Origin of the sequence: Microbacterium sp. A94 (assembly GCF_051842855.1) — a bacterium.
Taxonomy (GTDB): domain Bacteria; phylum Actinomycetota; class Actinomycetes; order Actinomycetales; family Microbacteriaceae; genus Microbacterium.
This window is the reverse complement of the sequence record NZ_JBPXMU010000006.1, coordinates 42,625-67,178: the sequence shown is the minus strand read 5'-3', so window position 1 is coordinate 67,178 and position 24,554 is coordinate 42,625. Positions and strand designations below refer to the sequence as shown.

Genomic DNA, 24,554 nt, shown 5'->3' with positions numbered 1-24,554 from the left:
TCACACCTCCTGGAGCACGGCCGTCTTCACGATGAGGCCGTTCTCGTCAGCATCCACATGCACATCGCCACCATCGTCGAGAGCACCGCTGACCAGCAGATCGGCGATGCGATCATCGACTTCCCGCTGGATCAGGCGGCGCAGCGGACGAGCACCGAACTCCGGTTCGTAGCCGTGCTCGCCGAGCCATTCAACCGCGGCATCCGTCACGTGCAGACGCATATCGCGCTCAGCCAGACGGGCCGAGCTCGCGCTGAGAAGCAACCGCACGATGGGCACCAACTCATCGCGAGTCAGCTTCTGGAACAGGACGATCTCGTCGATGCGGTTGAGGAACTCCGGTCGCATCGCCTCACGGAGCTTGCCCATCACGCGATCGCGCAGATCCTTCATCGACGCGAAGCCGTTTGCCGAGGCATCCTGCGATGAGACGAAACCGAGCGCACCTGAGCGCGACGCGAGGAACTCGCTACCGATGTTCGAGGTCATCACGATCACCGTGTTGCGGAAGTCGACGGTGCGGCCCTGACCATCGGTGAGGCGTCCGTCATCGAGCACCTGCAGCAGCAGGTTGAACACGTCGGGGTGCGCCTTCTCGATCTCATCGAACAGCACGATCGAGTACGGATTGCGCCGCACCCGTTCGGTCAGCTGTCCTGCCTCGTCGTAGCCGACGTATCCGGGAGGGGCACCGACAAGCCGCGACACCGTGTGACGTTCACCGAACTCGCTCATGTCGAAGCGGATCACCGCACTCTCGTCGTCGAACAGACGGTCAGCGAGAGCCTTCGCAAGCTCCGTCTTGCCCACACCCGTCGGTCCGAGGAAGAGGAACGAACCGACCGGTCGGCGGGCATCGCCCATGCCGGTGCGGCTGCGCCGAACGGCACGTGCCACGGCGGCGACAGCGTCATCCTGACCGATCACCCGTGCATGCAGGTCGCTCTCCAGGTCGGCGAGACGCTCACGCTCCCCCTCGGTGAGGCGGCTGGCCGGGATACCGGTCGCCCGCGCGATCACCTCGGCGATCTCGCGCTCATCGACGATCGCCGGGCCGTCAGCCGAGTGCCCGGATTCGACCGCGTCGATCCGCGCTTGAGCCTGAACCATCTCATCGCGCAGCCGCGATGCCTCCTCATAGTGCTCGGCCGCAACGGCCGCGTTCTTCTGTGCCTCGAGGTCGGCGAGCTCTGCCATCAGCGCGGAGGTGTCCTCGGGCAGGCCCAGCTTCAGCCGCAGCCGCGCGCCAGCCTGATCGATCAGATCGATCGCCTTGTCCGGCAGAACACGCTCGGGCAGGTAGCGCGCGCTCATCGTCACGGCAGCGCGCAGCGCGGCATCCGTGTAGGTCACGCGGTGGTGATCCTGGTACGCGTCCGCGAGGCCCTCGAGGATGCGCACGGCGTCCTCGATGCTGGGCTCGTCCACCTTCACCGGCTGGAAGCGGCGCTCCAGCGCCGGATCCTTCTCGATCTGGCGGTACTCCTTGAGCGTCGTAGCACCGACCATGTGCAGGTCTCCACGAGCGAGGCGCGGCTTGAGGATGTTTCCCGCATCCATTCCGCCCTCTCCCGATCCGCCCGCGCCGACAACGGTGTGCACCTCGTCGATGAACACGATCACCGCATCCTTGCGGGCGGCGATCTCATCCATCGTCTTGGTCAGACGCTCCTCAAAATCACCGCGGTAGCGGGCTCCGGCGAGCATGCCGGGCAGATCGAGGGAAATCACCCGGCGCCCCTCGAGCTGGGCGGGAACGGTGCCGTCGACGATTGCCTGTGCGATGCCGTCGACGATCGCCGTCTTGCCGACACCGGCCTCGCCGATCAGGACGGGGTTGTTCTTGGTCCGGCGGCTGAGGATCTCAATGGTCTGCTCGATCTCCTCGCTGCGGCCGATCACCGGGTCGAGAGCGCCTTCGCGGGCGCGCGCGGTCAGGTCGATGCCGTACTTGTCGAGCATGGGCGAGTCGGATGCCGCGTCGCCGCTCTGCGCGGCATCGCCGCCCACCGGTGCATCGACGTGCTCACGGACGCCCTCGGTAAGAGCATCCGCCGTCACGCCGATCTGTGCGAGAACCTGACCTGCCGGCACGTCCTGGCCGAGCACGAGCGCGAAGAAGAGGTGCACGGGCTCGATGTATGTCGCGCCGGAAGAGCGGGCCACCTGATACGCGTGGAAGAGCGCACGAGAAGCGCTCGGAGTGATCGTCGCAGCATCCACTCCGGCGCGCTCGGCGGGCGACGGCAACCGGGTCTCGACAGCGTCAATGATCTGCTGCGAAGTCACCCCGATGCGCTCGATCGCCTGCGCGACGGCGGTGTCCTCGACGATCTTGCGCAGGATGTGCAGGGCATCGATCTCGGTCTGTCCGCGTTCCAGAGCAAAACGGCCCGCGCTCTGCAGAATCTGCTGCGTGCGCGCCGTGAGGAACCGGCTGAGGTCGATCGATCGCGTCTGACGGGCTCGATCGCCCGCGAGATAGCGAGCGAGGAACTCATCGAACGAGTCCGCGCCGGTGTCACTGAAGTCGTTGGGCATGTGCGTTCTCCTGAAAGTTGAGTGCAGTTCACTCAAGTTAAACGCGCGGAGGACGCAAGTATTCCCGACGAGTGTCAGAGGCTGCGCATCAGCTCGATGCGTTCGCGGAGATAGGCGTCCAGCGGCATGTACGCACCCGTCGGAGACCATCGCACGTGCGGGATGGCATCCACCGATGCGAGCGGGCCGGATGAGCCGCCGGCATCCACCACATTCACATCAATGACCGACCAGCCGACGTGGACGACCTCCCCCTCGGCGAAACCACCACGCAGCGCCATCTGTCGACGCGCAGCACGCTCGCGCGCAGACTCGGCCGTATAGCCACGACGCCCGGGATCTGCGGCGCGCAGGATCTCGGCGGTAGCGATCACGCGATCATCGGTGACCAGCAGCACGCCGACGTGCCATGCCTCGCCGACGCGAACGATCCGATCCCCGCGCCAGCGGGACGAGCGTTCTTCGCCGAGGCCTTCCTTGGACACATCCGCGAGCGCGGCGCGTGCGGCGGACAGCATCTCCGAAGCGGTCACAATTCTCCCTGCGGCTGGTCCTGCTCAATAGCATCCAACCGCTCGCGGTCACCGCGCAGCGTCATCGCGATCAGCGGGTAGATCAGCACCGACAGCATCCCCGCGCCCACCAGCGCCGCGGCGATCGCCGGGTCCAAGATCTTCTCGTTCACGCCGATCGCAGTCACCGCCACGATGATCGGCAGTCCGGTGGCAGCCAGCATCGCGATCGACATGCGGTCCTTGCCACCGGCGTCCGACGGTGCCGAGAACTGTGCGGCACTGCCCCGGATCACCAACAGCGCGATCAGGAACACCGGTACCAGGACAAGTGCGAGAGGTGAGGCGGTGAGCGATGCGAGATCGAAGGTGACGCCGGTATAGATGAAGAAGACCGGCACGAGGAACCCGAACGCGATCGCCTCGAGTTTGCTCTCGATAGCTTCGGCATCCGGCTTCGGCGCCCTCGCCATGATGATGCGCCAGACAGCGCCGGCGACGAATGCGCCCAGCAGCATGTCCAGATCGAACAGGACGCTGAGCGCGACCAAGGCGGAGATCAGCAGCAGCACGAATCGCACACCGAACTGGTCGGATGTGTGCAGCGTGGCCCGAATGAACTCGTGCAGACGCCCGTGCGGCGCGCGATGGGCGAGCAGCACCACAACCGCGGCGAGAATGACGAAAGCCAGCAGGACCGCGGCGGCGATCGGCGCTCTGCGGGTGCTGAGGAAGATCGAGATCGCGATCAGCGGCAGAAACTCCCCCACCGCGCCGATCGCGGAGATGACCCGACCGAACGGCGTATCCAGCTCACGCGCGTCACGCAGGATCGGCATGAGCGTGCCCAGCGCCGTCGAGCTGAGCGCGATGCCGATCACGACCATGCCCTCATCGGGGGCGATGAGGAATCCGACACCGATGCCGAGCAGCAGGCTGAGTAGCCATCCGAGCGAAGCACGCAGCAGCGGACGACCGGAGACAGCGCGGAAGTCGATCTCGGCGCCTGCCATGAAGAACAGCATCGCGAGGCCGAAGTCGCTGAGCCTGTCGAGCACGACACCCGATTCGACCCAGCCGAGCACTGCGGGCCCGAACAGGATGCCTAGGAGCAGTTCGAACACGATGATGGGCACGCGCAGCGCCGGGCGGATGCCGCGGGCCAGCAAGGGCGCGGCAACCGCCAGCAGCGGTATCAGCACCAGTCCGGCCTCGCTCGCGTTCACTCGCTCAGAGTATCGGCACTGCGGTCGGCGCGCTCGATTCGCCAGCCCCGGATGAACGGGGCAGAATCGACACAGAACTTCTGCAAGGAGCATCCATGTCTCAACCCGATACCGCACGTCTGCTCATCGCCTGTGATGACCAGCCCGGCATCGTCGCCGCCGTCGCCAACGTGTTGGCTGAGCACGGCGCGAACATCATCTCGCTCGATCAGCACTCCACCGATGCCGAGGACGGACGCTTCTTCCAGCGAACGGTGATTCACCTGCCCGGCCTCTCGGCCGCACGCCTCGCGCTCGAAGCCGATCTGGGCATCGTCGGCGAGCGGTTCGGCATGGAGTGGTCGCTGCATGACGTGGCCAAGCGCAAGCGCGTGGCGATCTTCGTGTCGAAGTACGACCACTGCCTGATGGAGCTGCTGTGGCGCACCCAGCGCGGTCAGCTCGACGTCGACATCACGATGGTCATCTCCAACCACCCCGATCTCGCCGAGTCCGTGCGCACTTTCGGTGTGCCGTTCGTGCACATTCCCTCCGGCTCAGGCGCCGAGGCGAAGGCTCTGATGGAGCAGCGTCAGCTCGACCTGCTGCGCGGCAACGTCGACCTGGTCGTGCTTGCGCGGTACATGCAGATCCTCACCGACGACTTCATCGAGCAGGTCGGCGCTCCGGTGATCAACATCCACCACTCGTTCCTGCCGGCGTTCATCGGGGCGAACCCGTACGCACGCGCGAAAGAGCGGGGCGTGAAGCTGATCGGTGCGACCGCGCACTACGCGACGGCCGACCTCGATGAGGGCCCGATCATCGAGCAGGACGTCACACGTGCCACGCACTCCGACTCGGCCGCCGAGCTGCAGAGCCGCGGCGCCGACGTCGAACGGCTGGTGCTCGCGCGCGCTGTGCAGTGGCACGCCGAGGACCGCGTGATTGTGCACGGCCGCTCGACCGTGATTCTGTAGCGCTTCGCGCTACCCGCGCCCACACCGCCCGCTCCGGTCGGTCCCGCGCCGCCCTCGTGGGCCGCGCGGCCCGCGCCGGTCCAGACCCTCACAACCCGTTCCGGTCGCACTTCGTGTCGCTAAAACCCACTTTTAACAGCACCAATTGCGACGGGAACAGGGGGTAGGCGCGCGGGGACGCCACGGCAGGGTGGGTCTGCCTGTCGGTCGGTCGGAGGTCAATTCACGACATCGACCGCGAGGCCATGGGATGCCGCGGCGAGCCTCTTATCGTTAGTCCAGAATTCGTCGCATCCGCTCAGCTGCGCCGCAGCCAGGTGCAGAGCATCCGGAGTCTTGAGCCCGAAATCCGCGCGCAGCTCTGCAGCGCGAATGAATGCCGCGGCGTCGAGGGATATCCGCTCCAGTCGGTCAAAGATCGCCAGGTAGCGGTCCCGGAGCTCAACGTTCTTCTCCCGCAACGGGACCACCAAACATTCGTGCAAAGCGAGATCGCTTGCGCCCACCAGCGACCTGGTCTGACTCAGAGCGGCTCGCACGGCATCCCCGCGCGCACTCCGGTCTTCCAGCGCATAGATGAGGATGCACGAATCCAGGTAGATCATTCCCAGGAATCCCGCGCTGCAGCGATCTGGGCATCCAGTTCTGCGCTCGTCCGAGAGAGTCTCGTTGGCACCGGATTGGACTCGATCCATTCGATCAGTGCGGTGCCACTCCTGATCAGATCGACCGGACCGATCGGGACCAGACGCGCCACTGGGGCGCCCCTTTTCGTGATCACCACATCCTCGCCGGACTGCGACTCCGCGATCAATCGCGAGAGGTTGTTCCGCGCGTCGAGAACATTGTGCTGAGCCATCTAGCCATTATAGCCAAACTTCTAGCCAGGTCGGGAATCTGGTTCAGTGGTCGGGTAGCCCCGCCACCAGCTCAGCGAACACCTTGTCCGCCGCATCCCACCGCGCCAGCGGGGCCCCTTGGCCGAGCCACAGCGACTGCAGCTCCCCCAGATTCTGCTTGCCGGCCTCAGCGCGGAAGCACCCGGTCAACCAGTTCTGCATCGGGAACGGTGCGATCGTGCCGCTGGCCTCGATCGCCCGCACGGTGCGGTTGCGGACGCCGCGGGCCAGGCGTCCGCTCATCGCCTTCGTCAGGACGCTCTCGTCGGCGGCGGTGCGACGAATGGCCGCGCGGTGCGCATCGTTAGCTGCAGATTCGCGCGTCGCCAGGAACGCCGTGCCGACCTGAACACCGGATGCCCCGAGCGCCAGGGCCGCCGCGACACCGCGCCGGTCGGCAACGCCTCCGGCTGCGATGACCGGAATCGACACGGCATCCACCACCTGCGGTACGAGCACGAACGTGCCCACCAGAGATTGCTCCGGCGTGCGCAGGAAAGACACCCGGTGACCTGCCGCTTCGGCGCCGCTGGCGATGACAGCATCCACACCTGCACCCGCGAGCACGACGGCCTCGGCCACCGTCGTCGCCGTGCCAACAACTCGGATGCCACGCCGATGCGCCTCCTCGACGACGTCGCCCGACGGCACCCCGTAGACGACGCTGAGCACGGCGGGAGCGGCATCCCAAATCGCGTCGAGCTGCTCGTCCAGCGGCGGCAGGTAGCGGTCAGGACGCGCGGGAACCTCCACGCCGACGGCCTCGTAGAACGGCTCCAGCGCCTGCGCGAAGACCATGTGCTGCGGACCGGGCGCCACCTCATCTCCGGTCGGAAGCCAGATATTCAGCGCAAACGGTTTGTCGGTTGCGGCGCGCAGCTCGGTAGCGGTGGACCGGATGCGGTCACCGTCGTAGCCGTACAGCCCATAAGCGCCGAGGCCGCCGGCCTCGCTCACGGCCGCGGTCAGCGCGACGGAGGATAGTCCGCCAAAAGCGCCGAGCAGAATTGGATGCTGGATGCCGAGAACCTCATGCAGATCGCCCATACTCCGAGGCTACGCCTCAGGTGCCCACTGGTAATCTCTGTGACATGGCGGACTGGTTCGAGCAGGTGGTGCAGCTGATGCTGTCTGCGCTCGGGCTGCTCGCGATGCCCGATCTGGCAACGCTCGATTTCGCCGCTCTTAGCCTGACACTCGCCCTCGTGGCCGTCGCGACGCTCATCGTCGCCATCACGCTCGGCATCGTCGAGACTGGCCAGGGCTCTTCGCCGCATCCGCTGCGCGCCATCGATCGATCCGTGCTGCTTTCGCAGAGTGATCCGGATGCCGCGGGCCACCCGCGTCCGCGAGCACCGGGAGTCGTGCGCGCCGTGTGATCGTCCGCCAGTGACGGGAGCACGGCATCACGCCGACACTCCCCTCGCTCTGAACGGACTATCTCTTGGACATCTACGCCTTCGGGCCCATCGCGGCGATCCTCGACGCCGCCTACGGCGCTCTCACTTCACTGTCTGCACTGCTGGAACCTCTGGCCGGAACCGCCGCGTCCGCCGCCGCCGTCGTGCTCGTCACGCTGCTCGTGCGTGCGCTGCTCATCCCGGTCGGGATCTCCCAGGCCAAAGCCGAGCAGACCCGCGCCCGGCTCGCGCCACGATTGCGCGAACTGCAGAAGCGGCACAAGAAGAACCCCGAGAAGCTGCAGCGCGAGACGATGCAGCTCTACAAGGACGAGAACACGTCGCCGTTCGCCGGATGTCTGCCTGTGCTCGCGCAGGCGCCGGTGATCGGCATCCTCTACACGCTGTTTCTGCGCACCGACATCGCCGGCCATGCGAACGAACTGCTCACGCATGATCTGTTCGGGGCGTCGCTGGGCACGAGTCTGGTCTCGATGCTGTTCACCGGTCCGTTCTCGCTTCCGACGCTCGTCGTCTCCGGCGTGCTCATCGCGATCATGATCGTCGTCGCCGAGATCACGCGGCGCGTTTTCCGCCCGGTCGCCGTGGACGATTCCCCGATGTCATCGCCCGGGATGCTCGGGATGATGAACGCCCTGCACTATCTGACCGCCGTCTTCGCGGTGTTCGTGCCGCTGGCAGCAGGGCTGTATCTGACGGTGACTGTCGTGTGGACGCTCGTGCAGCGTGTGATCCTGCGGCGTCGCTATCCGCTGCCGACGAGCGTGTAAGCGGGGTGCTGGGTCAGTTCGGGATGATCGGGATCGTCCCGGTGAACACCGCCGGCGGTTCTTCCGGGCCCTTCGTCGCATCCGCGGCGCCTGCGCGATCGGCGCCTGTCGCGTCGGTCGTGCCGCCCGCGCCGTCCGTGTCGCCTGTGCCGCCTGCACCCCGCTGCGCACGGCGCGCGCCCACGGTGATTCCCACGCTCGCGACGACCACCAGCGCGACGGCCGCGAGCCTCAACGGTGTCGCACTCTGGGCGAGCACGAGCCATCCGGCGAGTGTGGCAAAAGCTGGTTCGAGGCTCAGCAGCACACCGAAGACGCGCTGCGGAAGTCGGCGCAGCGCCGCCAGTTCGAAGCTGTAAGGAATCACCGAGGAGAGCACCGCCGTGGCGAGTGCGAGCAGCAGCAGGCTGATGTCGGATGCCGCGGCTATCGTCGTGGGCACACCGATCGGGAGGAGAAGAACGGATGCCACGAGCAGCCCGACCACGAGACCCCCACTGCCGGGGATCGCCTTGCCGACGCTGGCGCTCATGCGGATGTAGAACGCCCAGAACCCCGCTGCGATCAGGGTGAAGAAGACGCCGAGGGGGTCGAGCGGGTCTGCGCCGAGGATGCCGTCCACGCCGAGCAGCGCCATGCCGATCAGGGCGACGGTGACCCAGACGCCGTCGAGGAGGCGTCTGGTGAGAACGGCGGCGAGCACGAGCGGTCCGAGAAACTCGATCGCCACGGCGGGGCCCAGCGGAACGCGCTCGATTCCGGCGTAGAAGAAGCCGTTCATCCCCGTGAGGGAAACACCGAACAGCACCGCGGTGATCCATTGCTGCTTGCTCCAGCCGCGCACGCGCGGGCGGACGATCACCAGCAGCAGAAGTGCGGCGATCCCGATGCGCAGTGAGGTCACTCCCCACGCGCCGAGGGCTGGGAACAGCTGGGTGGCGATGGCGGCGCCGAAAGGCAGCGAGAGGCACGATCCGACGACCAGAGCTACGCCCACGGCGGTGCTCTGCGAGGCTGGTGTGCGCATCACACCAGCCTGCCCGATGTCAGCGCGGATCGATAGCGACTCGCAGCGGCGCTCCGGGCGCGGATGCTGCGCTGAGTGCAGCATCCACATCGCGCAGCGGATGCACCGCGCCGATCACCTCGCTGAACGGATACGCACGTCCGCGACCGGCCAGGAAACCCACTGCCCCGACGAGGTCGTCGGCCGTGTAGTTGTGCACGCCCACCACGCTCACCAGACGCCGCACGATGCTTTCGGCATCCAGCGGCACGGGCGGTGCCGGAAAGACGCTGCCGACCAGAGCCACGCTTCCTCCGACGTCGGCTGCAGCCAGCGCGTCGGCGACAGCGTGGCCGGATGCCTCGATCACGATGTCTGCGGGCTCGACAGCGGCAGCGAGTCCCACTCCCCCGAATCGCTCCGCGAAACTGCGGCGCGCAGGTGAAGGGTCGACGATGCTGACCTGAGCTCCGGCATCCGCTGCAATTGCCGCGGCCGACAGCCCGACCAGACCCGCGCCGTAGACGAGAACACGCAGCCCTTCCAAGCTCCGACCGGCCGCTGCGCGTGCGACCGCCGCCCAGGCCGTGGCCGTCGCGCACGAGGCCGGCGCGAACACCGCGGCCGGCAGCGCCTCCGGCACCCGCACGATTGCCGTTCCCACGCGCAGATGCGCATGCGTGGCGAATCCTCCGGTCAGCTCCCAGCGCGGTTCAATGCGCTCGTGCCCATATTTGGCGAGCACCGCGCACTTCTGCGTGTGCCCGGCTTGGCATCGTTCACAGGTTCCGCAGGACACCGTCACCGACCACACCACGCGGTCGCCGATGCGCAACTCGCTGCCGTCGGCAGCCAGCACACCCGCCTCACCGATGGCGATCACCCGCCCGACGCTCTCGTGTCCGAGCACAAGCGGAATGGGAGCCGATCGGTGACCCTGCACCGTGTGCACGTCCGAGCCGCAGATGGTCGACAGCTCGATCGCGACCAGCACATCCTTCAGGCCCAGGGCGACCCCGGGCACAGCAATCGTCTCATGTGCTTGGCTGGGGCCGACCCAGACCATCGCCGTCGCCGCTGGTCTCAGCGCGACGTCGTGCCGCTCATCCTGCGGCAGCAGTACGCGCACGTCACAGCGCCTGAGCGAGGGTGGTGCCGACGGCCGCGTCGCGACCAGCACCGAGGAGTCCGCGTTCGCGCAGCGCCGCGGGCACAGCGGTGATGTCGTCGAGCACCGCATCGGCACCGGCATCCGCCAGCACATCATGAGCGTGAGCGCCGCTGAGGACGCCGGCGACGAAGCCCGCACCCGCGCGACGACCGGAGCGCACGTCGCTGCTGGTGTCTCCAGCAACGGCGACCGCCTGCACAGACGAGGTCCCGGTGCGCAGCAGCGCGGTGAGGATGAGGTCCGGCGCAGGGCGTCCGCGACCAGCATCCACCGGCGACAGCGCGATGTCGATCAGATCATGCCAGCCGAGGGCATCGATCAGTGCGTCGCGAGTGACGGGGGCGAAGCCCGTGGTGAGTGCGACCGTGAGTCCGGCGTCGCGCAGCGCTGCGATCGTGGCCGCAGCGCCGGGAATCTCCGTCACACCCTGCTCGGCGACGATCTCGGAGTACGCCGTTTCGAACTGAGCGGTGGCGGCAACAGCCGCGTCCGTGTCGCCACCGGAAAGGTGGGTGAACACGTCGATCTTCGACATGCCCATCGTGTCGCGGACGTATTGCAGGGCGTCATCCCACGGCATCCGATCGGCGACTCCGGTTCGCTCGGCAGCGCGCGCGAAGGCCTGCTCGACGACGCCGTCGTCTCGGACGGTCGTTCCGGCCATGTCGAAGACGACGAGTTCGATGGCGGTCATGGGGTTCCTCCCTGTGCGGGCTGCGATGCCCGGTCAAATGCGGTCTGAAGTGTGTGTTCGGCGAGCCCCAGACCCGTCGTCATGCCGATGCCGGTCGTTGCCGCGATCACGTGCAGGCCTGGCTCCGGCTCCTCGATGAGGAACTCGCCCGGCCCGGAGGCGTAGACGCCCTGCCAACGTTCGATGACGCGGAACCTCTCGGCGGCGAACAGCGTTCGCGCCTCGGCAAGGAATGCGTCAAACGCCGCCTCGGGCTGGAAGGGACCCGGCTGCATGCCGCGCACGTGCGAGTCACCGAAGATGAGCGTGCCATCCGGCAGCTGCGTATACATCTGGTTGAGATCGAGGGCCGCGAGCTGTGGATGCTCGGCGTGCAGTCGCTCGCGCAGCCGATCCGCCGCGGCGGAGGCGAAGCGCCCGTAGCGCAGCAGCGACCATCCGGTCAGCAGCGGCGCATCAAGAGTGCGTGGCAGGTTGGCGGCGACGCGCATCATGTCGAGTGCGCAGCGGACGACGCCGGCACGTTCGGCGATCTCCGGCAGCAACTGGTCGATGTCGTGATTCACCGCGACGACGACCCGGCCCGCGTCGATCTGTCCGCGCGTTGTGTGCACAGCGGATGCCGAGACCGCCGTCACCGCGGTGCGGAAGCGGAACTCGACGCCGAGGCGGGAGAGGTGAGTGACGATAGCGCCCGCGGCTTCGCGAGGATTCGTCTGCAGATCGGGTGTGATGAGCGCTCCGCCGATAATCGAGTCGGGACGAAGCGGGGCGCGCTCGAGCAGTTCAGCAGCATCCAGCATCCGCAGGTCTGCACCTGCCGCGTGCTCGAGCACGGCGAGCTCGTCACTGTCGCGGGCGGCGATCAGCGTGCCGGACTCGCGCACCCAGAAGCCGGCGTCAGTCGCCAAACGCAGCCAGATCTCGCGCGAGGTATCGGCGAACTCGCGTGCGATCCCCGTCTGGGCACCGATGCACACGTGCCCGAAGTTGCGGATCGTCGCCCCGACGGGCTCAGCCGTCCGGTCCACGACGATCACTCGCAGGCCGCGACGAACGGCGGCGTAGGCAGCGCCGAGACCGACGATCCCGGATCCGACGACCACCAAATCGGCAGTGGATACGGTCATGACGGCCTTTCGATGCTGAGGGGTGTTCAGCACCTACTGTGACACCGCAGCGCCCGGTGAATACGCCGTTCGAGTGAACGTTCGGCTGGCGTTCACCAGCCCTTCGTTCGGGTAAACAGCAGGCAAACTCACGTGCCACCCGGACCGGCAGTTCCCCACGCGGATCGCCCCGAATCACCGTAAAAACAGACGATCGCGAGCGCATGGACTCTAGTACCAAGTCCGCGCCCGCGATCAGACGCTGGGGACGTCTATTTCTGGGGTGCCACTCACGCTACTGACCGATGAAAGCCACGAGAAGTGCCGAAGGTCGCAAGCGCATTGGACTTTCGTCCAATGATCTCTCAGAGGATGCCGTGGCCCCTGTCACCGGATCGGCAGCCGAGCCGCAACCGCCCACCGCCCATCGACCACGCCCGCGCTGAACTCACCGCTGCCTCCGACCACGCGCTCAGCCATGCGGTTCAGACCAGTGCTGCTGGAGGGCAGATCGCGCCGGGGCGTCGCCGGAAGCGGGCTGCAGATCTCCAAAGCCGCTGAGTCATCGTCGACGATCAGCCGGACGCTCACGTTTCCGGGTCCCGCATGCTTCAGAATGTTCGTAGCCGACTCGCGCACAATCCGGCTCAGGATGATCTCCGCGACACGAGGCAGTCGCTCATCCTGCGGGTTTCCCTCGCTGCACACCGGATAGCCCGCGGACTCGATTTCACCCCGGGCCTCGTCGATAGCCGCGGCCAGATCACCCGAGTGAGCTGCGGACGAACGCGGCCCATCATCCGCAAGTTCGATGACGAAACGGAGGTCAGCCATGGCCTTCTTCGCCGCGCCACGGATCGCGTCCTGAGACTCTTTGCGCTTGTCTGAGGCATCCAGCATCTGCACATGCAGTGCGACGACGGTCAGGTGGTGCGCGATGCTGTCGTGTAATTCGCCGGCGATCCACCGCCGCTCAGCGAGCACCGCTTCTTTCTCACGCTCGGCACGCTCGGCCAGTTCTTGCTCGAGGCGATGCCCTCGATCAAAAGCCACCCGGAGAGCGAAACCGGTCGCGCCTGCCACCGTCGCAATGATCAGGTAGATCCCGACGGTGACGGGAATAGCCGTGCCCGTGAATGCGATCATGGCGACTGCGACGAGAAAGCCGCCGGCGTAAGACAGGATCAGCACGGTTCGCCCCAGCCGCATGACCAGGCCTGCCGCGATCGCGGCGGCGAGAATCACTTCTGATCCGGTGCCGGTGATGAACGAGAGCGCGAACACCACGCCGAGCGCACAGGTTGCCACCCACGGCTTCCAGAGGTAGAGCGCGAAAGCGGCTGTGGTCGCGATGCTGACCACCGCTGTCAGGGGATTGGCACCGAATATGACGATGCCGACGATGTCAACGACAATGAGCCCGCCGACGACCACCAGAGTGGCGACGCGTTCGAGAGGGCTCAGCCGTCCGCCCTGCGTCAATCGGATGGCGCCAGGTTCATTCCGCAGCGACCGACCGAAAGCCATAGTTGCAGTATCCCCTATTCGCCAGGTGCGCTAGCGTCAGAGACCGAAAGCCTTTGCAAGCATCTGCCAAAAAGACATAGTGTTCACCACCCCGAGCTAGTCGTTTGTCGGATAACTGCCCCCATCTTCTCGACAACCAACACCCTGCACATCAGACCACCGGTCAGACCTTGCTAGCCAAAGGTCTAGGCCCGCGGTGACGTACCGCTTCGCCGTTAGGCTTCCCCCATGCCAGAAATCCGTGTTCTCGTCGTCGATGACGACCCTCTGGTTCGCACAGCACTGTCACACTTCGTGTCCCGCGATCCGGAGATCCAGGTCATCGGTGAAGCCACCACTGGTGCTGAAGCGATCACCTTCGTCGAGGCGGACCGCCCGGACGTCATCATGATGGACGTGCAGATGCCGGAGATGAACGGCATTGAGGCGACCGCGATCATCGCCGAACGCTGGCCTGAGGTGCGCATCCTTGCGGTGACGACACTCGCCGGCCGGGACACCGTCCTTCCCATGCTGAGCGCCGGCGCCGCGGGATACATGCTCAAGGATTCCAGTGCGGAGAGCATCCTCGCCGCTGTTCGAGAGGTCTACAGCGGCGCGAGCTCGCTGTCGCCGATCATCGCGTCGCTGCTCATCGATCACGTACGTGACACCAAGCCCACAGCATCCAGCACACCCGAACTCGAACCTCTCACCGAGCGCGAGACCGATGTGCTGCACCGGCTCACCCAGGGGATGTCGAACGCCGAGATCGCCCGCGTGCTGATCGTCTCCGAGGGCACCGTGAAAGCGCATCTCGGCAGCATCATGTCGAAATGGCATGTGCGCGACCGCGTGCAGATCATCGTCACGGCAGCGCGCGCCGGCCTCGTGGACTTCGGCTGACCTCATAACCGGCGCGGCTACGATCGAAGGCATGTCCGTCACGCCTTCTGCCCTCGCGCACGCCGAGGACCTCGCCGACTTCGTCGCCGCGTCCCCCTCCAGCTATCACGCCGCCGAAGAGGTGGCCCGCCGCCTCGAGGAAGTCGGATTCGTTCGGCTCGAAGAGGAAGATGAGTGGCCAACGCAGGCCGGTGGCCGGTTCGTCGTCGTCCGCGATGGCGCCGCAATCGCGTGGGCGGTGCCTGCGGATGCTTCACCCACCACGCCCTCGCAGATCTTCGGAGCGCACACCGACTCCCCCGGTTTCAAACTCAAGCCGAAGCCGACCACCGGATCCCGCGGGTGGCTGCAGGCCGGAGTCGAGGTCTACGGCGGTCCGCTGCTGAACTCGTGGCTCGACCGCGAACTGCGCCTGGCCGGGCGCCTCGCTCTGGCCGATGGCCGCGTCGTGCTCGCCGACACCGGAGCACTGCTGCGCCTGCCGCAGCTCGCCGTTCACCTGGACCGCGAAGCGAACAGCGGCCTGGCGCTGGACAAGCAGTTCCAGACCCAGCCGGTGTGGGGCCTGGGCGACCCGACCGCCGAAGATCTGCTGGGCGAACTCGCCGCCTCCGCCGGAGTGAACGCCGCTGACATCCGCGGCTTCGACGCCGTCGTTGCCGATTCCGCTCGCGGAGCCGTGTTCGGCAAGGACAACGCCTTCTTCGCCTCGGGCCGCCTGGACGACCTCGCCTCGGTGCATGCCGGAGTCGTCGCTCTCACCTCGCTCGCCGCAGACACCTTCGAGGGACCGGGCATCGCGATCCTCGCCGCCTTCGACCACGAAGAGCTCGGATCCGCATCGCGCTCCGGCGCCGCCGGGCCCTTCCTCGAAGACATCCTGGCCCGGCTCTACGCCGGCCTCGGCGCCGATGCCACCGAGCAGCGCCGCGCGTTCTCGGCATCCTGGCACCTCTCCAGCGATGTCGGACACTCGGTGCATCCGAACTATGCGCACAAGCACGACCCGGTCGTGCAGCCGCTACTTGGCTCGGGCCCGATTCTGAAGATCAACGCCAACCAGCGCTATGCGACCGATGCTCTGGGCGCTGCCGCCTGGGCGAAGTGGTGCGAGGCCGCTGGAGCGCAGTCGCAGGAGTTCGTCTCGAACAACGCTGTGCCGTGCGGGTCGACGATTGGCCCGATCACGGCCACTCGTCTCGGCATCCGCACAGTCGACGTCGGCATCCCGATCCTTTCAATGCACTCCGCTCGCGAGCTGGCTGGTGTCGCCGACCTCGACGCCTTGACTCGCGTCGCGGAGGCCTTCTTCGCCGCCTGACGCTCCCGGGCGGGCCCGGCCAGGAGTCGCAGGTGTCGCGAATGGCCGCCGCGACCACCGCGTAGCGACCCTTTGCGACCCCTCCCGCTGGCGCCCGATTCAGCAGGTGTCGCGAAGGGCCGCTCGACGTGCGCGCATGCGGCAAAACGCGACCCCTCCCCCGACCGGGGACCGGCGCACGCCCCGACCGGGGACCGGCGCACGCCCCGACCTGGGACCGGCGCACGCCCCGACCGGCGACCGGGGACCGGCGCCATCGACACCCGCTGCGTGATTCATCAGCATCCGGCATCTGATTCCATCGGCACGGCAGTGGTGCCAAGATGATGGCATGTCAGAGAAGATTGCCGCGGCACCAGGACTGATTGAGCGCGCCGGAATCGAGGTCATCCCCGAGTCCGACCGCACTGCTAAGCCGCGCGACCTGTTCTGGCCGTGGTTCGCAGCCAACGTCTCCGTGTTCGGGATGTCCTACGGCTCGTTCGTCCTGGGCTTCGGCATCTCGTTCTGGCAGGCGACGATCGTCTCCGTCATCGGCATCGTGGTGTCGTTCCTGCTCTGCGGCCTCATCGCGATCGCCGGCAAGCGCGGCTCCGCGCCGACGATGGTGCTCTCCCGCGCTGCGTTCGGCGTGCACGGGCAGAAGGTTCCCGGCATCGTCTCGTGGCTGACCTCGATCGGCTGGGAGACGTTCCTGGCGATCATGGCCGTGCTCGCCACCGCAACCGTGATCACGCAGCTCGGCGGCGACGGCGACAGCGTCGCCCTGAAGATCATCGCCACCGTGATCGTCGCCGCGCTCATCGTCGCGGCATCCGTTCTCGGGTATCACACGATCATGAAGCTGCAATCGGTGCTCACCTGGATCACCGGTGCCGTCACGATCCTCTATGTGATCCTCGCTTTCTCGCACATCGATTTCGCCGCCGTGATGGCACTCCCCAGCGGCAGCCTCGCACAAACAATCGGCGCACTGGTGATGGTGATGACTGGTTTCGGACTCGGCTGGATCAACATCGCCGCCGACTGGTCGCGCTATCAGAAGCGCACCGCATCCGATGGCGCGATCGTCGCATGGAACACGATCGGCGGGTCCATCGCACCGGTGGTCCTGGTGATCTTCGGTCTGCTGCTGGCGGGTTCTGACGAAGACCTCTTCAACGCTGTGCAGGCGGATCCGATCGGTGCGCTGGCGGCGATCCTTCCGATCTGGGTACTCATCCCCTTCCTGCTGACCGCTGTTCTCGCTCTCGTCTCCGGCGCTGTGCTCGGAATCTACTCTTCGGGGCTGACATTGATCAGTCTCGGCATCCGCATTCCACGCCCCTCCGCCGCGGCGATCGACGGTGTCATCCTCACCATCGGCACGATCATCGTGGTGTTCTTCGCCACGGACTTCCTCGGCCCCTTCCAGTCGTTCCTCATCACCCTCGGTGTGCCGCTGGCCTCGTGGGCTGGCATCCTCATCGCTGACATTCTGCGCCGCAAGAAGGCTTACGACGATGACGCGCTCTTCGACGCCAACGGCCGCTATGGCGCCTGGGACTGGACCTCGATCATCACCATGGTCGTCACCAGCGTCATCGGCTGGGGCCTGGTCATCAATCAGTTCTCGGATGCCGCGTGGAATGACTGGCAGGGATACTTCCTCGATCTGTTCGGGTTGCGGGATGACTGGGGCTACGCGAACCTCGGCGTCTTCTTCGCACTCGTCGTCTCGTTCGTTGTGACGTACTTCGCTCGCGCCGGAAAGATCCGGCGGCAGGAGGAGAGATGAGCGTTTCGGCTGCTGAGCCCGCTTCGGCTGCTGAGCCCGCTTCGGTCGCTGAGCCCGTCGAAGCGTCAACGAGTGGGCAGACGTGGCTCGTCGTCATCGATCCGCAGAACATCTTCGCCGCGACCGATTCGGAGTGGGGCTCGCCCTTCTTCGCCGAAGCGATGCCGCGCATTCGCGCGTTGGCGGATGCTTTCGGCGACCGCGTGCTCGTGACGAGATGGATGCCGACGGCCGACCGTTCCACATCGTGGGGTGCGTACTTCGCGGCGTGGCCGTTCGCCGATCAGCCGCCGACGGATACGCTGTTCGACCTCGTTCCCGCGGCCCGCGATTTGTCCCCGCATCCGCCCCTTGACCTACCCAGTTTCGGCAAGTGGGGGCCGGAGATCGAGGCGATCGTCGGCCGCGGCGCGCACGTCGTCCTCGCCGGAGTCTCGACGGACTGCTGCGTGATCTCCACCGCCCTGGCGGCAGCGGATGCCGGCGCGCACATCACCGTCGCCGCCGACGCCTGCGCAGGCTCGACGGCCGAGAACCATGCCGCGGCGGTCCACGTGATGGGGCTCTATCCGCCGCAGATCACGATCAGCAGCACTGCAGAGGTGCTCGCGAATATCACCTAAACGAGCGTCCAGCGCTTTGCTATCGTCAATGCAACACGTAACTGACAGACACTTTTACTGAGCGACACCCGACGAAACTGATGTGATGACTGAAGATACCTCGCCGCCCACGCCCGCCAGCACACGAACCGCCGTTCCGCCGCCCCGCTGGCCGGTGCTGATCGGCTCGGCGGCGGCGATTCTGGCTATCGCGCTGTGGGCGATCTTCGCCCCGGTGCAGGCCGGCGAAGTGATCGGCGTCATGGTCGGGTGGATCGCGACCAACTTCGGCTGGTATTTCGTCCTCACCGCAGCGATCGTCGTGGTATTTGTGCTGATTCTGGCGTTCTCCTCGGTGGGGCGCACCAAACTCGGCCCCGATCACTCCAAGCCGCAGTTCAGTATGTTCACGTGGGCCTCGATGCTGTTCGCTGCAGGCATCGGCATCGACCTGATGTTCTTCGCCGTCTCCGAACCCGCTGCGCAGTACATGAACCCGCCGACGGGCGAAGGCGAGACCATTGCCGCCGCACGACAGGCGATCGTGTGGACGTTCTTCCACTACGGCCCGGTCGGCTGGGCGATGTACGCACTGATGGGCGCAGCCTTCGCCTACTTTGCTTACCGTCTCAACAAGCCGCTGACAATCCGGTCGGTGCTCTCGCCGATCTTCGGCAGGTTCACCAACGGCTGGGTGGGGCACAGCGTCGACATCTTCACCGTGCTCGGCACCGTCTTCGGCATCGCCACCACGCTCGGCATCGGCGTCGTGCAGCTCAGTTACGGAATGCACGTGCTGTTCGGCACTCCGGATGGGGTGTCGATGCAGATCGCACTGATCGTGCTCGCTGTCGCGATGGCGACCGTGTCCACCGTGAGCGGTGTGGAGAAGGGCATCCGCCGACTCTCCGAAGCGAACGTCATCCTCGCCATCGTGCTGCTCGTCTGGATCACGATCACCGGCCAGACACGTCGCATCATGGACGGCCTCGTGATGAACATCGGCGATTTCGTCGCCACGTTCCCCAGTCTCCTGATGGAGACATTCGCGTGGAGCCGTCCCGATGACTGGATGCAGGGATGGACGCTGTTCTTCTGGGCATGGTGGATCGCGTGGGCGCCGTTCGTCGGTTTGTTCCTGGCGCGCATCTCCCGTGGCCGGACGCTGCGCCAGTTCATCGTCGGCGTGCTGGTAATCCCGTTCGCGTTCATTGCAATCTTCGTATCGATCTTCGGCAACTCCGCGCTCGAGATCATCCTCGGAGGCGACGCCGCCTTCGCCGAGTCGGCCGTAAACACCCCGGAACGGGCGTTCTTCGACCTATTGCAGCAGTATCCAGCGGCCCCGGTCGTGCTCGGAGTCGCGCTGTTGACCGGCCTGCTGTTCTATGTGACCTCCGCCGACTCCGGCGCCCTGGTACTGGCGAACCTGACCTCGAAGATGGAAGACCCCAAGCAGGATGCGGGAAAGCTCCTGCGCGTCTTCTGGGCGCTGGCGACCGGCCTGCTGACCCTCGGAATGCTGTTGGTCGGGGGCGTGCCGACCTTGCAGGCAGCGACGCTGATCATCGGCCTGCCGGTGTCGCTGCTGCTGTATCTGGTGATGATCTCGCTGTACCGCTCACTGGGAGCTGAAAAGCAACGTCGTGCGGGATATCTCGCGACGATCCCTGGGCGCTTCGGTCCAACCCAAACCAACTGGCGTCAGCGGCTAAAGCGCTCCACGACCTATCCTCAGCGCGCGCAGGTGATCACGTATCTGGAAAAGACTGTTGCGCCCGCACTCAAGGAGGTCAGCGACGAACTGCAGGCAGCCGGAGTGCCGGCGACCCTGGAACGTATCGACATCGAGTCGCTGGATGCGCCCTCGATGGTGCTCACCGTGCATTACGACGGCAGCGAGGACTTCACCTACCAGGTGTATCCGGTCAGTCACGAGCTCCCGACTTTCGCTTACCGAAGCGTCAGTGAGTCCGGCCAGTACTTCCGGCTCGAAGTGTTCTCCGCCACCGGCTCGCGCGGCTACGACGTGTACGGCTACACGACCGACCAGCTGATCACCGATGTGTTGAGCGGCTACGAGTCCCACCTGGAGTATCTGCGCATCACGGTCGACGTTGCGGAGCCCGTCTTCACAGAGGCACTCCCGGTAGTCACCGACTGGCAGGACGACTTCCAGGATCCGGCATCCGACACGAACGGTGCCGACGACTCAGCGAACACCTCCGCAGAGAACACAACCAAGGAGACCCCATGACCGCGACACTGTTCATCGATGGCACCTGGACCTCGGCGATCGATGGCGGCACCAGAGAGATCCACTGCCCGGCAGACGGGTCACTCGTCGGCGTCGTCGACGAGGCTTCAGCGGCTGACACGATCGCGGCGATCCGCGCCGCACGTCGCGCGTTCGACGGCGGCGAGTGGAGTTCGACTCCTGCGCCGACACGCGGCGATTTCCTGCTGCAGGTGGCCGAGCGATTGCGGGAGCGCAAAGAAGAGTTCGCGCTGGCCGAATCTCGTGACACCGGCAAGCGCCTGGTCGAATCGCGCATCGACATGGACGACATCGCGGCCTGCTTCGACTACTTCGGAAAGCTCGCAGCCCAGGATGCCGGGCGGATTGTGGATGCCGGCGACGCAGATGTCCTCAGCCGCATCGAGCATGAACCCGTCGGAGTGTGCGCGCTGATCACCCCGTGGAACTACCCGCTATTGCAGGCCGCGTGGAAGATCGCCCCGGCGCTGGCCGCCGGAAACACATTCGTCCTGAAGCCCGCTGAGCTGAGCCCGCACACGGCGATCCTGATGATGGACGTGCTCGACGAGCTCGGTCTGCCAGCGGGCGTCGCCAACCTCGTGCTCGGCGCTGGTGCCACCGCTGGCGGGCCGCTGTCCACGCACGAAGACGTCGACATGGTCTCGTTCACGGGCGGGTTGGTCACCGGCCGGATGCTGGCGGCGAATGCCGCGGCGACCGTGAAGAAGGTCGCCTTGGAGCTCGGCGGCAAGAACCCCAATGTGATCTTCGCGGATGCCGATTTCGATGCTGCGGTCGACAACGCGCTGAACGCGGCGTTCGTGCACTCCGGGCAGGTCTGCTCAGCAGGGGCACGTCTGGTCGTGGAAGAGTCGATCGCCGAGCGCTTCGTCGATGAGCTGGTGCGAAGGGCAGAGGCCATCCGCCTCGGCGGACCGTTCGACGACGAGGCTGAGACTGGTCCGCTGATCTCTGCTGAGCACCGTGAAAAGGTCGATGCCTACGTGCAGGCCGGCGTCGCCGAAGGTGCGCGACTGCGTACCGGCGGGCGGGCACCGGACGGCGATCTGGCGGACGGGTTCTACTACCTTCCGACCGTGCTCGATCAGGTCAAGCGCGGCATGTCCGTGGTGCGCGACGAGGCCTTCGGACCTGTCGTCACCGTCGAGACATTCACGACCGAAGATGAGGCTGTCGAGATCGCGAACGACACGATCTATGGTCTCGCCGGCGCCGTGTGGACGCAGGATGCCGGACGCGCCCAGCGCATCGCCCGACGCCTCCGCCACGGCACCATCTGGATCAACGACTTCCACCCCTACCTGCCGCAGGCCGAGTGGGGCGGGTTCAAGCAGTCCGGCTTCGGACGGGAGCTCGGCCCGACCGGGCTTGCCGAGTACCAGGAAGCAAAGCACATCTACCAGAACCTCACCCCCGCGGTGACCGGCTGGTTCCCCGAGCACTGATCAGGAGTTGGTCACGATGAAGACGACGCACACTTTCGACTACGTGGTCGTCGGCGGCGGGTCCGCCGGCGCTGCAGTCGCCGCCCGACTGAGTGAGGACCCGTCCGTGACGGTGGGTCTGCTGGAGGCGGGTCCCTCGGATACCGACGAGCAGGTCGTGCTGCAGCTGAACCGTTGGATGGAGTTGCTCGAATCGGGCTTCGACTGGGACTACCCGATCGAGCCGCAGGAGAACGGCAACTCCTTCATGCGCCATGCGCGCGCCAAGGTGCTGGGCGGATGCTCCTCACACAACTCGTGCATCGCCTTCTGGGCGCCGCGCGAAGACCTCGATGAGTGGGCGTCGGTGCACGGCGCGACTGGTTGGGAGTCGGAGAAGACCTTCCCGCTCTACAAGAAGCTCGAGACAAACGAGCTGCAGGGCGAGCTTCACGGCCACGACGGCCCGGTGCATCTGATGAATGTGCCCGCGGTCGACCCGTGCGGCATCGCGCTGCTGGATGCCTGCGAGCAGGCCGGCATCCCGCGTGTGCAGTTCAACACCGGCGAGACGGTCATCAACGGCGCGAACTTCTTCCAGGTGAACCGTCAAGCCGACGGCACTCGCGCATCTTCTTCGGTGTCGTACCTGCATCCGATCCTCGACCGCGAGAACCTGACGATCCTCACCGGACAGCATGTCAAGGAGCTCACCTTCGATCACGCTGGCGCCTGCACCGGCGTGATCAGCGTTGACAATCCCTTCGCACGCCCATCGCACATCGCGGCCACCCGCGAAGTGATCGTCTCGGCAGGTGCGATCAACACCCCACAACTGCTCATGCTCTCCGGAATCGGCCCGGCAGACCACCTGCGCGAGGTCGGGATCGAGGTGCGCGTGGATTCCCCCGGCGTCGGTTCGAATCTCGCCGATCACCCCGAGGGCGTCGTGCAGTGGGAATCGAAGAAGCAAATGCCTCGTGAGTCGACGCAGTGGTGGGAGATCGGGATCTTCACGCCCACCGAGGAGGGCCTTGACCGCCCCGATCTGATGATGCACTACGGCTCAGTCCCCTTCGACATGCACACCTATCGCGCTGGCTATCCCACGGCCGAAGAGATGATCTGTCTGACTCCGAACGTGACGCATGCTCGCTCGCGCGGCACGGTGCGGCTGCGATCGATCGACTACCGCGACAAGCCGAAGGTGGATCCGCGCTACTTCACCGACCCCGAGGGCCACGACATGCGGGTGATGATCGACGGCATCCGCAAGGCACGCCAGATCGTCGCGCAGCCGGCGATGGCCGAATGGGCAGGGCGAGAGCTGGCGCCTGGTGCGGATGCTGTCACGGACGAGGACCTGGCCGCATACATCCGCGCCACGCACAACACGGTCTACCACCCGGTGGGCACCGTTCGGATGGGGCCGGTCGAGGACGAGATGTCACCCCTGGACCCGCAGCTGCGCGTCAAGGGCGTGACCGGACTACGCGTGGTGGATGCCTCGGCGATGCCGGAGATCACTACGGTCAACCCCAATATCACGGTGATGATGATGGGCGAGAAGTGCGCGGAGATGATTCGCTCCGGCAGCTGAGGCGCTGTTGCCCCCGTCCCGTTACGGATGTCGGAGCCTGTTACGCCTGTCGGAGGTTCTGCTGATTTTCCTCCGACATGTGTAACACCCTCCGACGCGCGTGTCAGGCGCTGCGCACGGCGGCGGCAAGCTCCGCAGGTGCGCCGCGGAAGGGCGCGCCATGGCCGGGCAGGATCCAGGATGCCGAAACCTGCGCCAGAGCGTCGAGAGACGCCAGCGCCTGTGCCGGATCATCCGTGAACGGCGCCGGCCGCGGTCCCTGCTGGCCGGTCAGCACGTGCCGGGTAGTGAGTGCGTCGCCCACGAAGACGGCATCCACCGCCGGAATGTGGACGGCGATGCTCCCGGGCGAATGCCCCGGCATCCCGACCACGACCGGGGAGCCTGGCAGGTCGAGCACGGCGCCGTCGGCGATCTCCGTCACCTCCTGCACGTACCGCGTTCGCATTGCGTTCTTGCGTACCCCGTAGGCCAGGAAGCCCAGCATCGGCCCCAGGCGCGCGGGCCCCATCGGCGTCTTCGGCTTCTCGCCCGTGCGAGCGCGAACGGCATCCGCCGCGTGCACGTAGACCGGCACGCCTACCTCGCTGCGCAGTCGCTCGGCAAAACCGATGTGGTCGCTGTCGCCATGGGTGAGGATGAGCCCGCGGATGTCGGAGAGCGGCCGGCCGATCGCCTGGAGTTCTTCCTGCAGATCATGCCAGTGCCCCGGCAAGCCGGCGTCGATGAGAGTGATCCCCTCCGGCACATCGATCAGGTACGAGGCGACGATGTCATTGCCCAGACGGTGCAGGTGCGGTGCGAGCTTCATGGTCGCGTCCTTTCTCCG

The 24,554-nt window shown here is 66.2% G+C and carries 22 protein-coding genes; 10 read left to right on the top strand and 12 right to left on the bottom strand.

Annotated features, from left to right (window positions below; all coding sequences use genetic code 11):
* The 3 genes from ACSU1L_RS14595 to ACSU1L_RS14585 form a co-directional block, all read right to left on the bottom strand.
* Positions 1 to 2,541 carry an ATP-dependent Clp protease ATP-binding subunit gene (locus tag ACSU1L_RS14595; RefSeq protein WP_439256283.1) on the bottom strand — a complete coding sequence of 847 codons (2,541 nt, stop codon included), beginning with the start codon at positions 2,539 to 2,541 and terminating at the stop codon, positions 1 to 3.
* 74 nt (positions 2,542 to 2,615) lie between these two features.
* Entirely contained in the window at positions 2,616 to 3,074 is a 459-nt protein-coding gene (locus ACSU1L_RS14590; protein WP_439256282.1) for a glutaminase, read from the bottom strand.
* The gene (locus ACSU1L_RS14585; RefSeq protein ID WP_439256281.1) at positions 3,071 to 4,279 is read right to left on the bottom strand and encodes a cation:proton antiporter; all 1,209 of its coding nucleotides are present in this window, start codon (positions 4,277 to 4,279) and stop codon (positions 3,071 to 3,073) included. Before ACSU1L_RS14585 ends, ACSU1L_RS14590 begins: the two co-directional genes overlap by 4 nt.
* Positions 4,280 to 4,374: 95 nt before the next feature.
* On the opposite strand from ACSU1L_RS14585, the gene purU reads away from it, so the two are divergent.
* Positions 4,375 to 5,238, top strand: coding sequence for a formyltetrahydrofolate deformylase (gene purU / locus ACSU1L_RS14580; protein WP_439256280.1), 864 nt, complete (start codon positions 4,375 to 4,377; stop codon positions 5,236 to 5,238).
* Between the two features lie 218 nt (positions 5,239 to 5,456).
* Here the strand turns inward: purU and ACSU1L_RS14575 are convergent, their stop codons facing one another.
* From ACSU1L_RS14575 to ACSU1L_RS14565, 3 genes are read right to left on the bottom strand one after another with little or no spacing between them, the layout of a single operon-like run.
* A complete protein-coding gene (locus ACSU1L_RS14575; RefSeq protein WP_438254222.1) occupies positions 5,457 to 5,843 on the bottom strand; it encodes a type II toxin-antitoxin system VapC family toxin in 387 nt (128 codons plus the stop codon).
* The gene (locus tag ACSU1L_RS14570; RefSeq protein ID WP_438254221.1) at positions 5,840 to 6,097 is read right to left on the bottom strand and encodes a type II toxin-antitoxin system Phd/YefM family antitoxin; all 258 of its coding nucleotides are present in this window, start codon (positions 6,095 to 6,097) and stop codon (positions 5,840 to 5,842) included. Before ACSU1L_RS14570 ends, ACSU1L_RS14575 begins: the two co-directional genes overlap by 4 nt.
* A 43-nt stretch (positions 6,098 to 6,140) precedes the next feature.
* Positions 6,141 to 7,184: an NAD(P)H-dependent flavin oxidoreductase gene (locus ACSU1L_RS14565; protein WP_439256279.1), complete on the bottom strand. Its 1,044-nt coding sequence runs from the start codon at positions 7,182 to 7,184 to the stop codon at positions 6,141 to 6,143.
* 44 nt (positions 7,185 to 7,228) lie between these two features.
* Between ACSU1L_RS14565 and ACSU1L_RS14560 the strand changes: the two genes are divergently transcribed.
* Together ACSU1L_RS14560 and ACSU1L_RS14555 are read left to right on the top strand one after the other, a co-directional pair.
* A complete protein-coding gene (locus ACSU1L_RS14560) occupies positions 7,229 to 7,516 on the top strand; it encodes a DUF6412 domain-containing protein (protein WP_439256278.1) in 288 nt (95 codons plus the stop codon).
* A gap of 65 nt (positions 7,517 to 7,581) precedes the next feature.
* On the top strand, positions 7,582 to 8,328 hold the full coding sequence (locus ACSU1L_RS14555) for a YidC/Oxa1 family membrane protein insertase (protein ID WP_439256277.1): 747 nt from the start codon (positions 7,582 to 7,584) through the stop codon (positions 8,326 to 8,328).
* A gap of 13 nt (positions 8,329 to 8,341) precedes the next feature.
* Here the strand turns inward: ACSU1L_RS14555 and ACSU1L_RS14550 are convergent, their stop codons facing one another.
* The 5 genes from ACSU1L_RS14550 to ACSU1L_RS14530 form a co-directional block, all read right to left on the bottom strand.
* Positions 8,342 to 9,355, bottom strand: a complete 1,014-nt coding sequence (locus ACSU1L_RS14550) for an EamA family transporter (protein WP_439256276.1) — start codon at positions 9,353 to 9,355, stop codon at positions 8,342 to 8,344.
* 19 nt (positions 9,356 to 9,374) lie between these two features.
* Positions 9,375 to 10,463, bottom strand: a complete 1,089-nt coding sequence (locus tag ACSU1L_RS14545) for an alcohol dehydrogenase catalytic domain-containing protein (protein ID WP_438254214.1) — start codon at positions 10,461 to 10,463, stop codon at positions 9,375 to 9,377.
* A gap of 1 nt (position 10,464) precedes the next feature.
* On the bottom strand, positions 10,465 to 11,199 hold the full coding sequence (locus tag ACSU1L_RS14540) for a phosphonatase-like hydrolase (RefSeq protein ID WP_438254212.1): 735 nt from the start codon (positions 11,197 to 11,199) through the stop codon (positions 10,465 to 10,467).
* Positions 11,196 to 12,329, bottom strand: a complete 1,134-nt coding sequence (locus tag ACSU1L_RS14535) for a TIGR03364 family FAD-dependent oxidoreductase (protein ID WP_438254211.1) — start codon at positions 12,327 to 12,329, stop codon at positions 11,196 to 11,198. The genes ACSU1L_RS14540 and ACSU1L_RS14535 overlap by 4 nt, the downstream gene beginning before the upstream one ends.
* Positions 12,330 to 12,695: 366 nt before the next feature.
* The gene (locus tag ACSU1L_RS14530; protein ID WP_438254209.1) at positions 12,696 to 13,835 is read right to left on the bottom strand and encodes a sensor histidine kinase; all 1,140 of its coding nucleotides are present in this window, start codon (positions 13,833 to 13,835) and stop codon (positions 12,696 to 12,698) included.
* Positions 13,836 to 14,063: 228 nt separating this feature from the next.
* Between ACSU1L_RS14530 and ACSU1L_RS14525 the strand changes: the two genes are divergently transcribed.
* The 7 genes from ACSU1L_RS14525 (at position 14,064) to ACSU1L_RS14495 (ending at position 23,725) form a co-directional block, all read left to right on the top strand.
* Positions 14,064 to 14,720: a response regulator gene (locus tag ACSU1L_RS14525; RefSeq protein ID WP_438254208.1), complete on the top strand. Its 657-nt coding sequence runs from the start codon at positions 14,064 to 14,066 to the stop codon at positions 14,718 to 14,720.
* A 31-nt stretch (positions 14,721 to 14,751) separates the two neighbouring features.
* Positions 14,752 to 16,041, top strand: a complete 1,290-nt coding sequence (locus ACSU1L_RS14520) for a M18 family aminopeptidase (protein ID WP_439256275.1) — start codon at positions 14,752 to 14,754, stop codon at positions 16,039 to 16,041.
* Positions 16,042 to 16,372: 331 nt separating this feature from the next.
* Positions 16,373 to 17,818, top strand: coding sequence for a purine-cytosine permease family protein (locus ACSU1L_RS14515; RefSeq protein WP_438254205.1), 1,446 nt, complete (start codon positions 16,373 to 16,375; stop codon positions 17,816 to 17,818).
* Positions 17,815 to 18,441, top strand: coding sequence for a cysteine hydrolase family protein (locus ACSU1L_RS14510; protein WP_439256274.1), 627 nt, complete (start codon positions 17,815 to 17,817; stop codon positions 18,439 to 18,441). Before ACSU1L_RS14515 ends, ACSU1L_RS14510 begins: the two co-directional genes overlap by 4 nt.
* Before the next feature lie 85 nt (positions 18,442 to 18,526).
* Positions 18,527 to 20,677 carry a choline BCCT transporter BetT gene (gene betT / locus ACSU1L_RS14505; protein ID WP_439256273.1) on the top strand — a complete coding sequence of 717 codons (2,151 nt, stop codon included), beginning with the start codon at positions 18,527 to 18,529 and terminating at the stop codon, positions 20,675 to 20,677.
* On the top strand, positions 20,674 to 22,146 hold the full coding sequence (locus ACSU1L_RS14500) for an aldehyde dehydrogenase family protein (protein ID WP_438254202.1): 1,473 nt from the start codon (positions 20,674 to 20,676) through the stop codon (positions 22,144 to 22,146). Before betT ends, ACSU1L_RS14500 begins: the two co-directional genes overlap by 4 nt.
* Before the next feature lie 16 nt (positions 22,147 to 22,162).
* The gene (locus tag ACSU1L_RS14495) at positions 22,163 to 23,725 is read left to right on the top strand and encodes a GMC family oxidoreductase (protein ID WP_439256272.1); all 1,563 of its coding nucleotides are present in this window, start codon (positions 22,163 to 22,165) and stop codon (positions 23,723 to 23,725) included.
* Between the two features lie 103 nt (positions 23,726 to 23,828).
* On the opposite strand, the gene ACSU1L_RS14490 is transcribed toward ACSU1L_RS14495, so the two are convergent.
* Positions 23,829 to 24,536 carry an MBL fold metallo-hydrolase gene (locus ACSU1L_RS14490; protein ID WP_439256271.1) on the bottom strand — a complete coding sequence of 236 codons (708 nt, stop codon included), beginning with the start codon at positions 24,534 to 24,536 and terminating at the stop codon, positions 23,829 to 23,831.
* Positions 24,537 to 24,554: the final 18 nt, after the last annotated feature.

What these genes read in the sequence shown, in the direction of transcription:
- ACSU1L_RS14525 (WP_438254208.1), top strand. Translation starts at nt 14,064, where the DNA reads ATGCCAGAAATCCGTGTTCTCGTCGTCGATGACGACCCTCTGGTTCGC.
- ACSU1L_RS14495 (WP_439256272.1), top strand. Translation starts at nt 22,163, where the DNA reads ATGAAGACGACGCACACTTTCGACTACGTGGTCGTCGGCGGCGGGTCC.
- purU (WP_439256280.1), top strand. Translation starts at nt 4,375, where the DNA reads ATGTCTCAACCCGATACCGCACGTCTGCTCATCGCCTGTGATGACCAG.
- betT (WP_439256273.1), top strand. Translation starts at nt 18,527, where the DNA reads ATGACTGAAGATACCTCGCCGCCCACGCCCGCCAGCACACGAACCGCC.
- ACSU1L_RS14490 (WP_439256271.1), bottom strand. Translation starts at nt 24,536, where the DNA reads ATGAAGCTCGCACCGCACCTGCACCGTCTGGGCAATGACATCGTCGCC.
- ACSU1L_RS14540 (WP_438254212.1), bottom strand. Translation starts at nt 11,199, where the DNA reads ATGACCGCCATCGAACTCGTCGTCTTCGACATGGCCGGAACGACCGTC.
- ACSU1L_RS14575 (WP_438254222.1), bottom strand. Translation starts at nt 5,843, where the DNA reads ATGATCTACCTGGATTCGTGCATCCTCATCTATGCGCTGGAAGACCGG.
- ACSU1L_RS14515 (WP_438254205.1), top strand. Translation starts at nt 16,373, where the DNA reads ATGTCAGAGAAGATTGCCGCGGCACCAGGACTGATTGAGCGCGCCGGA.
- ACSU1L_RS14595 (WP_439256283.1), bottom strand. Translation starts at nt 2,541, where the DNA reads ATGCCCAACGACTTCAGTGACACCGGCGCGGACTCGTTCGATGAGTTC.
- ACSU1L_RS14560 (WP_439256278.1), top strand. Translation starts at nt 7,229, where the DNA reads ATGGCGGACTGGTTCGAGCAGGTGGTGCAGCTGATGCTGTCTGCGCTC.
- ACSU1L_RS14570 (WP_438254221.1), bottom strand. Translation starts at nt 6,097, where the DNA reads ATGGCTCAGCACAATGTTCTCGACGCGCGGAACAACCTCTCGCGATTG.
- ACSU1L_RS14510 (WP_439256274.1), top strand. Translation starts at nt 17,815, where the DNA reads ATGAGCGTTTCGGCTGCTGAGCCCGCTTCGGCTGCTGAGCCCGCTTCG.
- ACSU1L_RS14565 (WP_439256279.1), bottom strand. Translation starts at nt 7,184, where the DNA reads ATGGGCGATCTGCATGAGGTTCTCGGCATCCAGCATCCAATTCTGCTC.
- ACSU1L_RS14535 (WP_438254211.1), bottom strand. Translation starts at nt 12,329, where the DNA reads ATGACCGTATCCACTGCCGATTTGGTGGTCGTCGGATCCGGGATCGTC.
- ACSU1L_RS14520 (WP_439256275.1), top strand. Translation starts at nt 14,752, where the DNA reads ATGTCCGTCACGCCTTCTGCCCTCGCGCACGCCGAGGACCTCGCCGAC.
- ACSU1L_RS14530 (WP_438254209.1), bottom strand. Translation starts at nt 13,835, where the DNA reads ATGGCTTTCGGTCGGTCGCTGCGGAATGAACCTGGCGCCATCCGATTG.
- ACSU1L_RS14500 (WP_438254202.1), top strand. Translation starts at nt 20,674, where the DNA reads ATGACCGCGACACTGTTCATCGATGGCACCTGGACCTCGGCGATCGAT.
- ACSU1L_RS14550 (WP_439256276.1), bottom strand. Translation starts at nt 9,355, where the DNA reads ATGCGCACACCAGCCTCGCAGAGCACCGCCGTGGGCGTAGCTCTGGTC.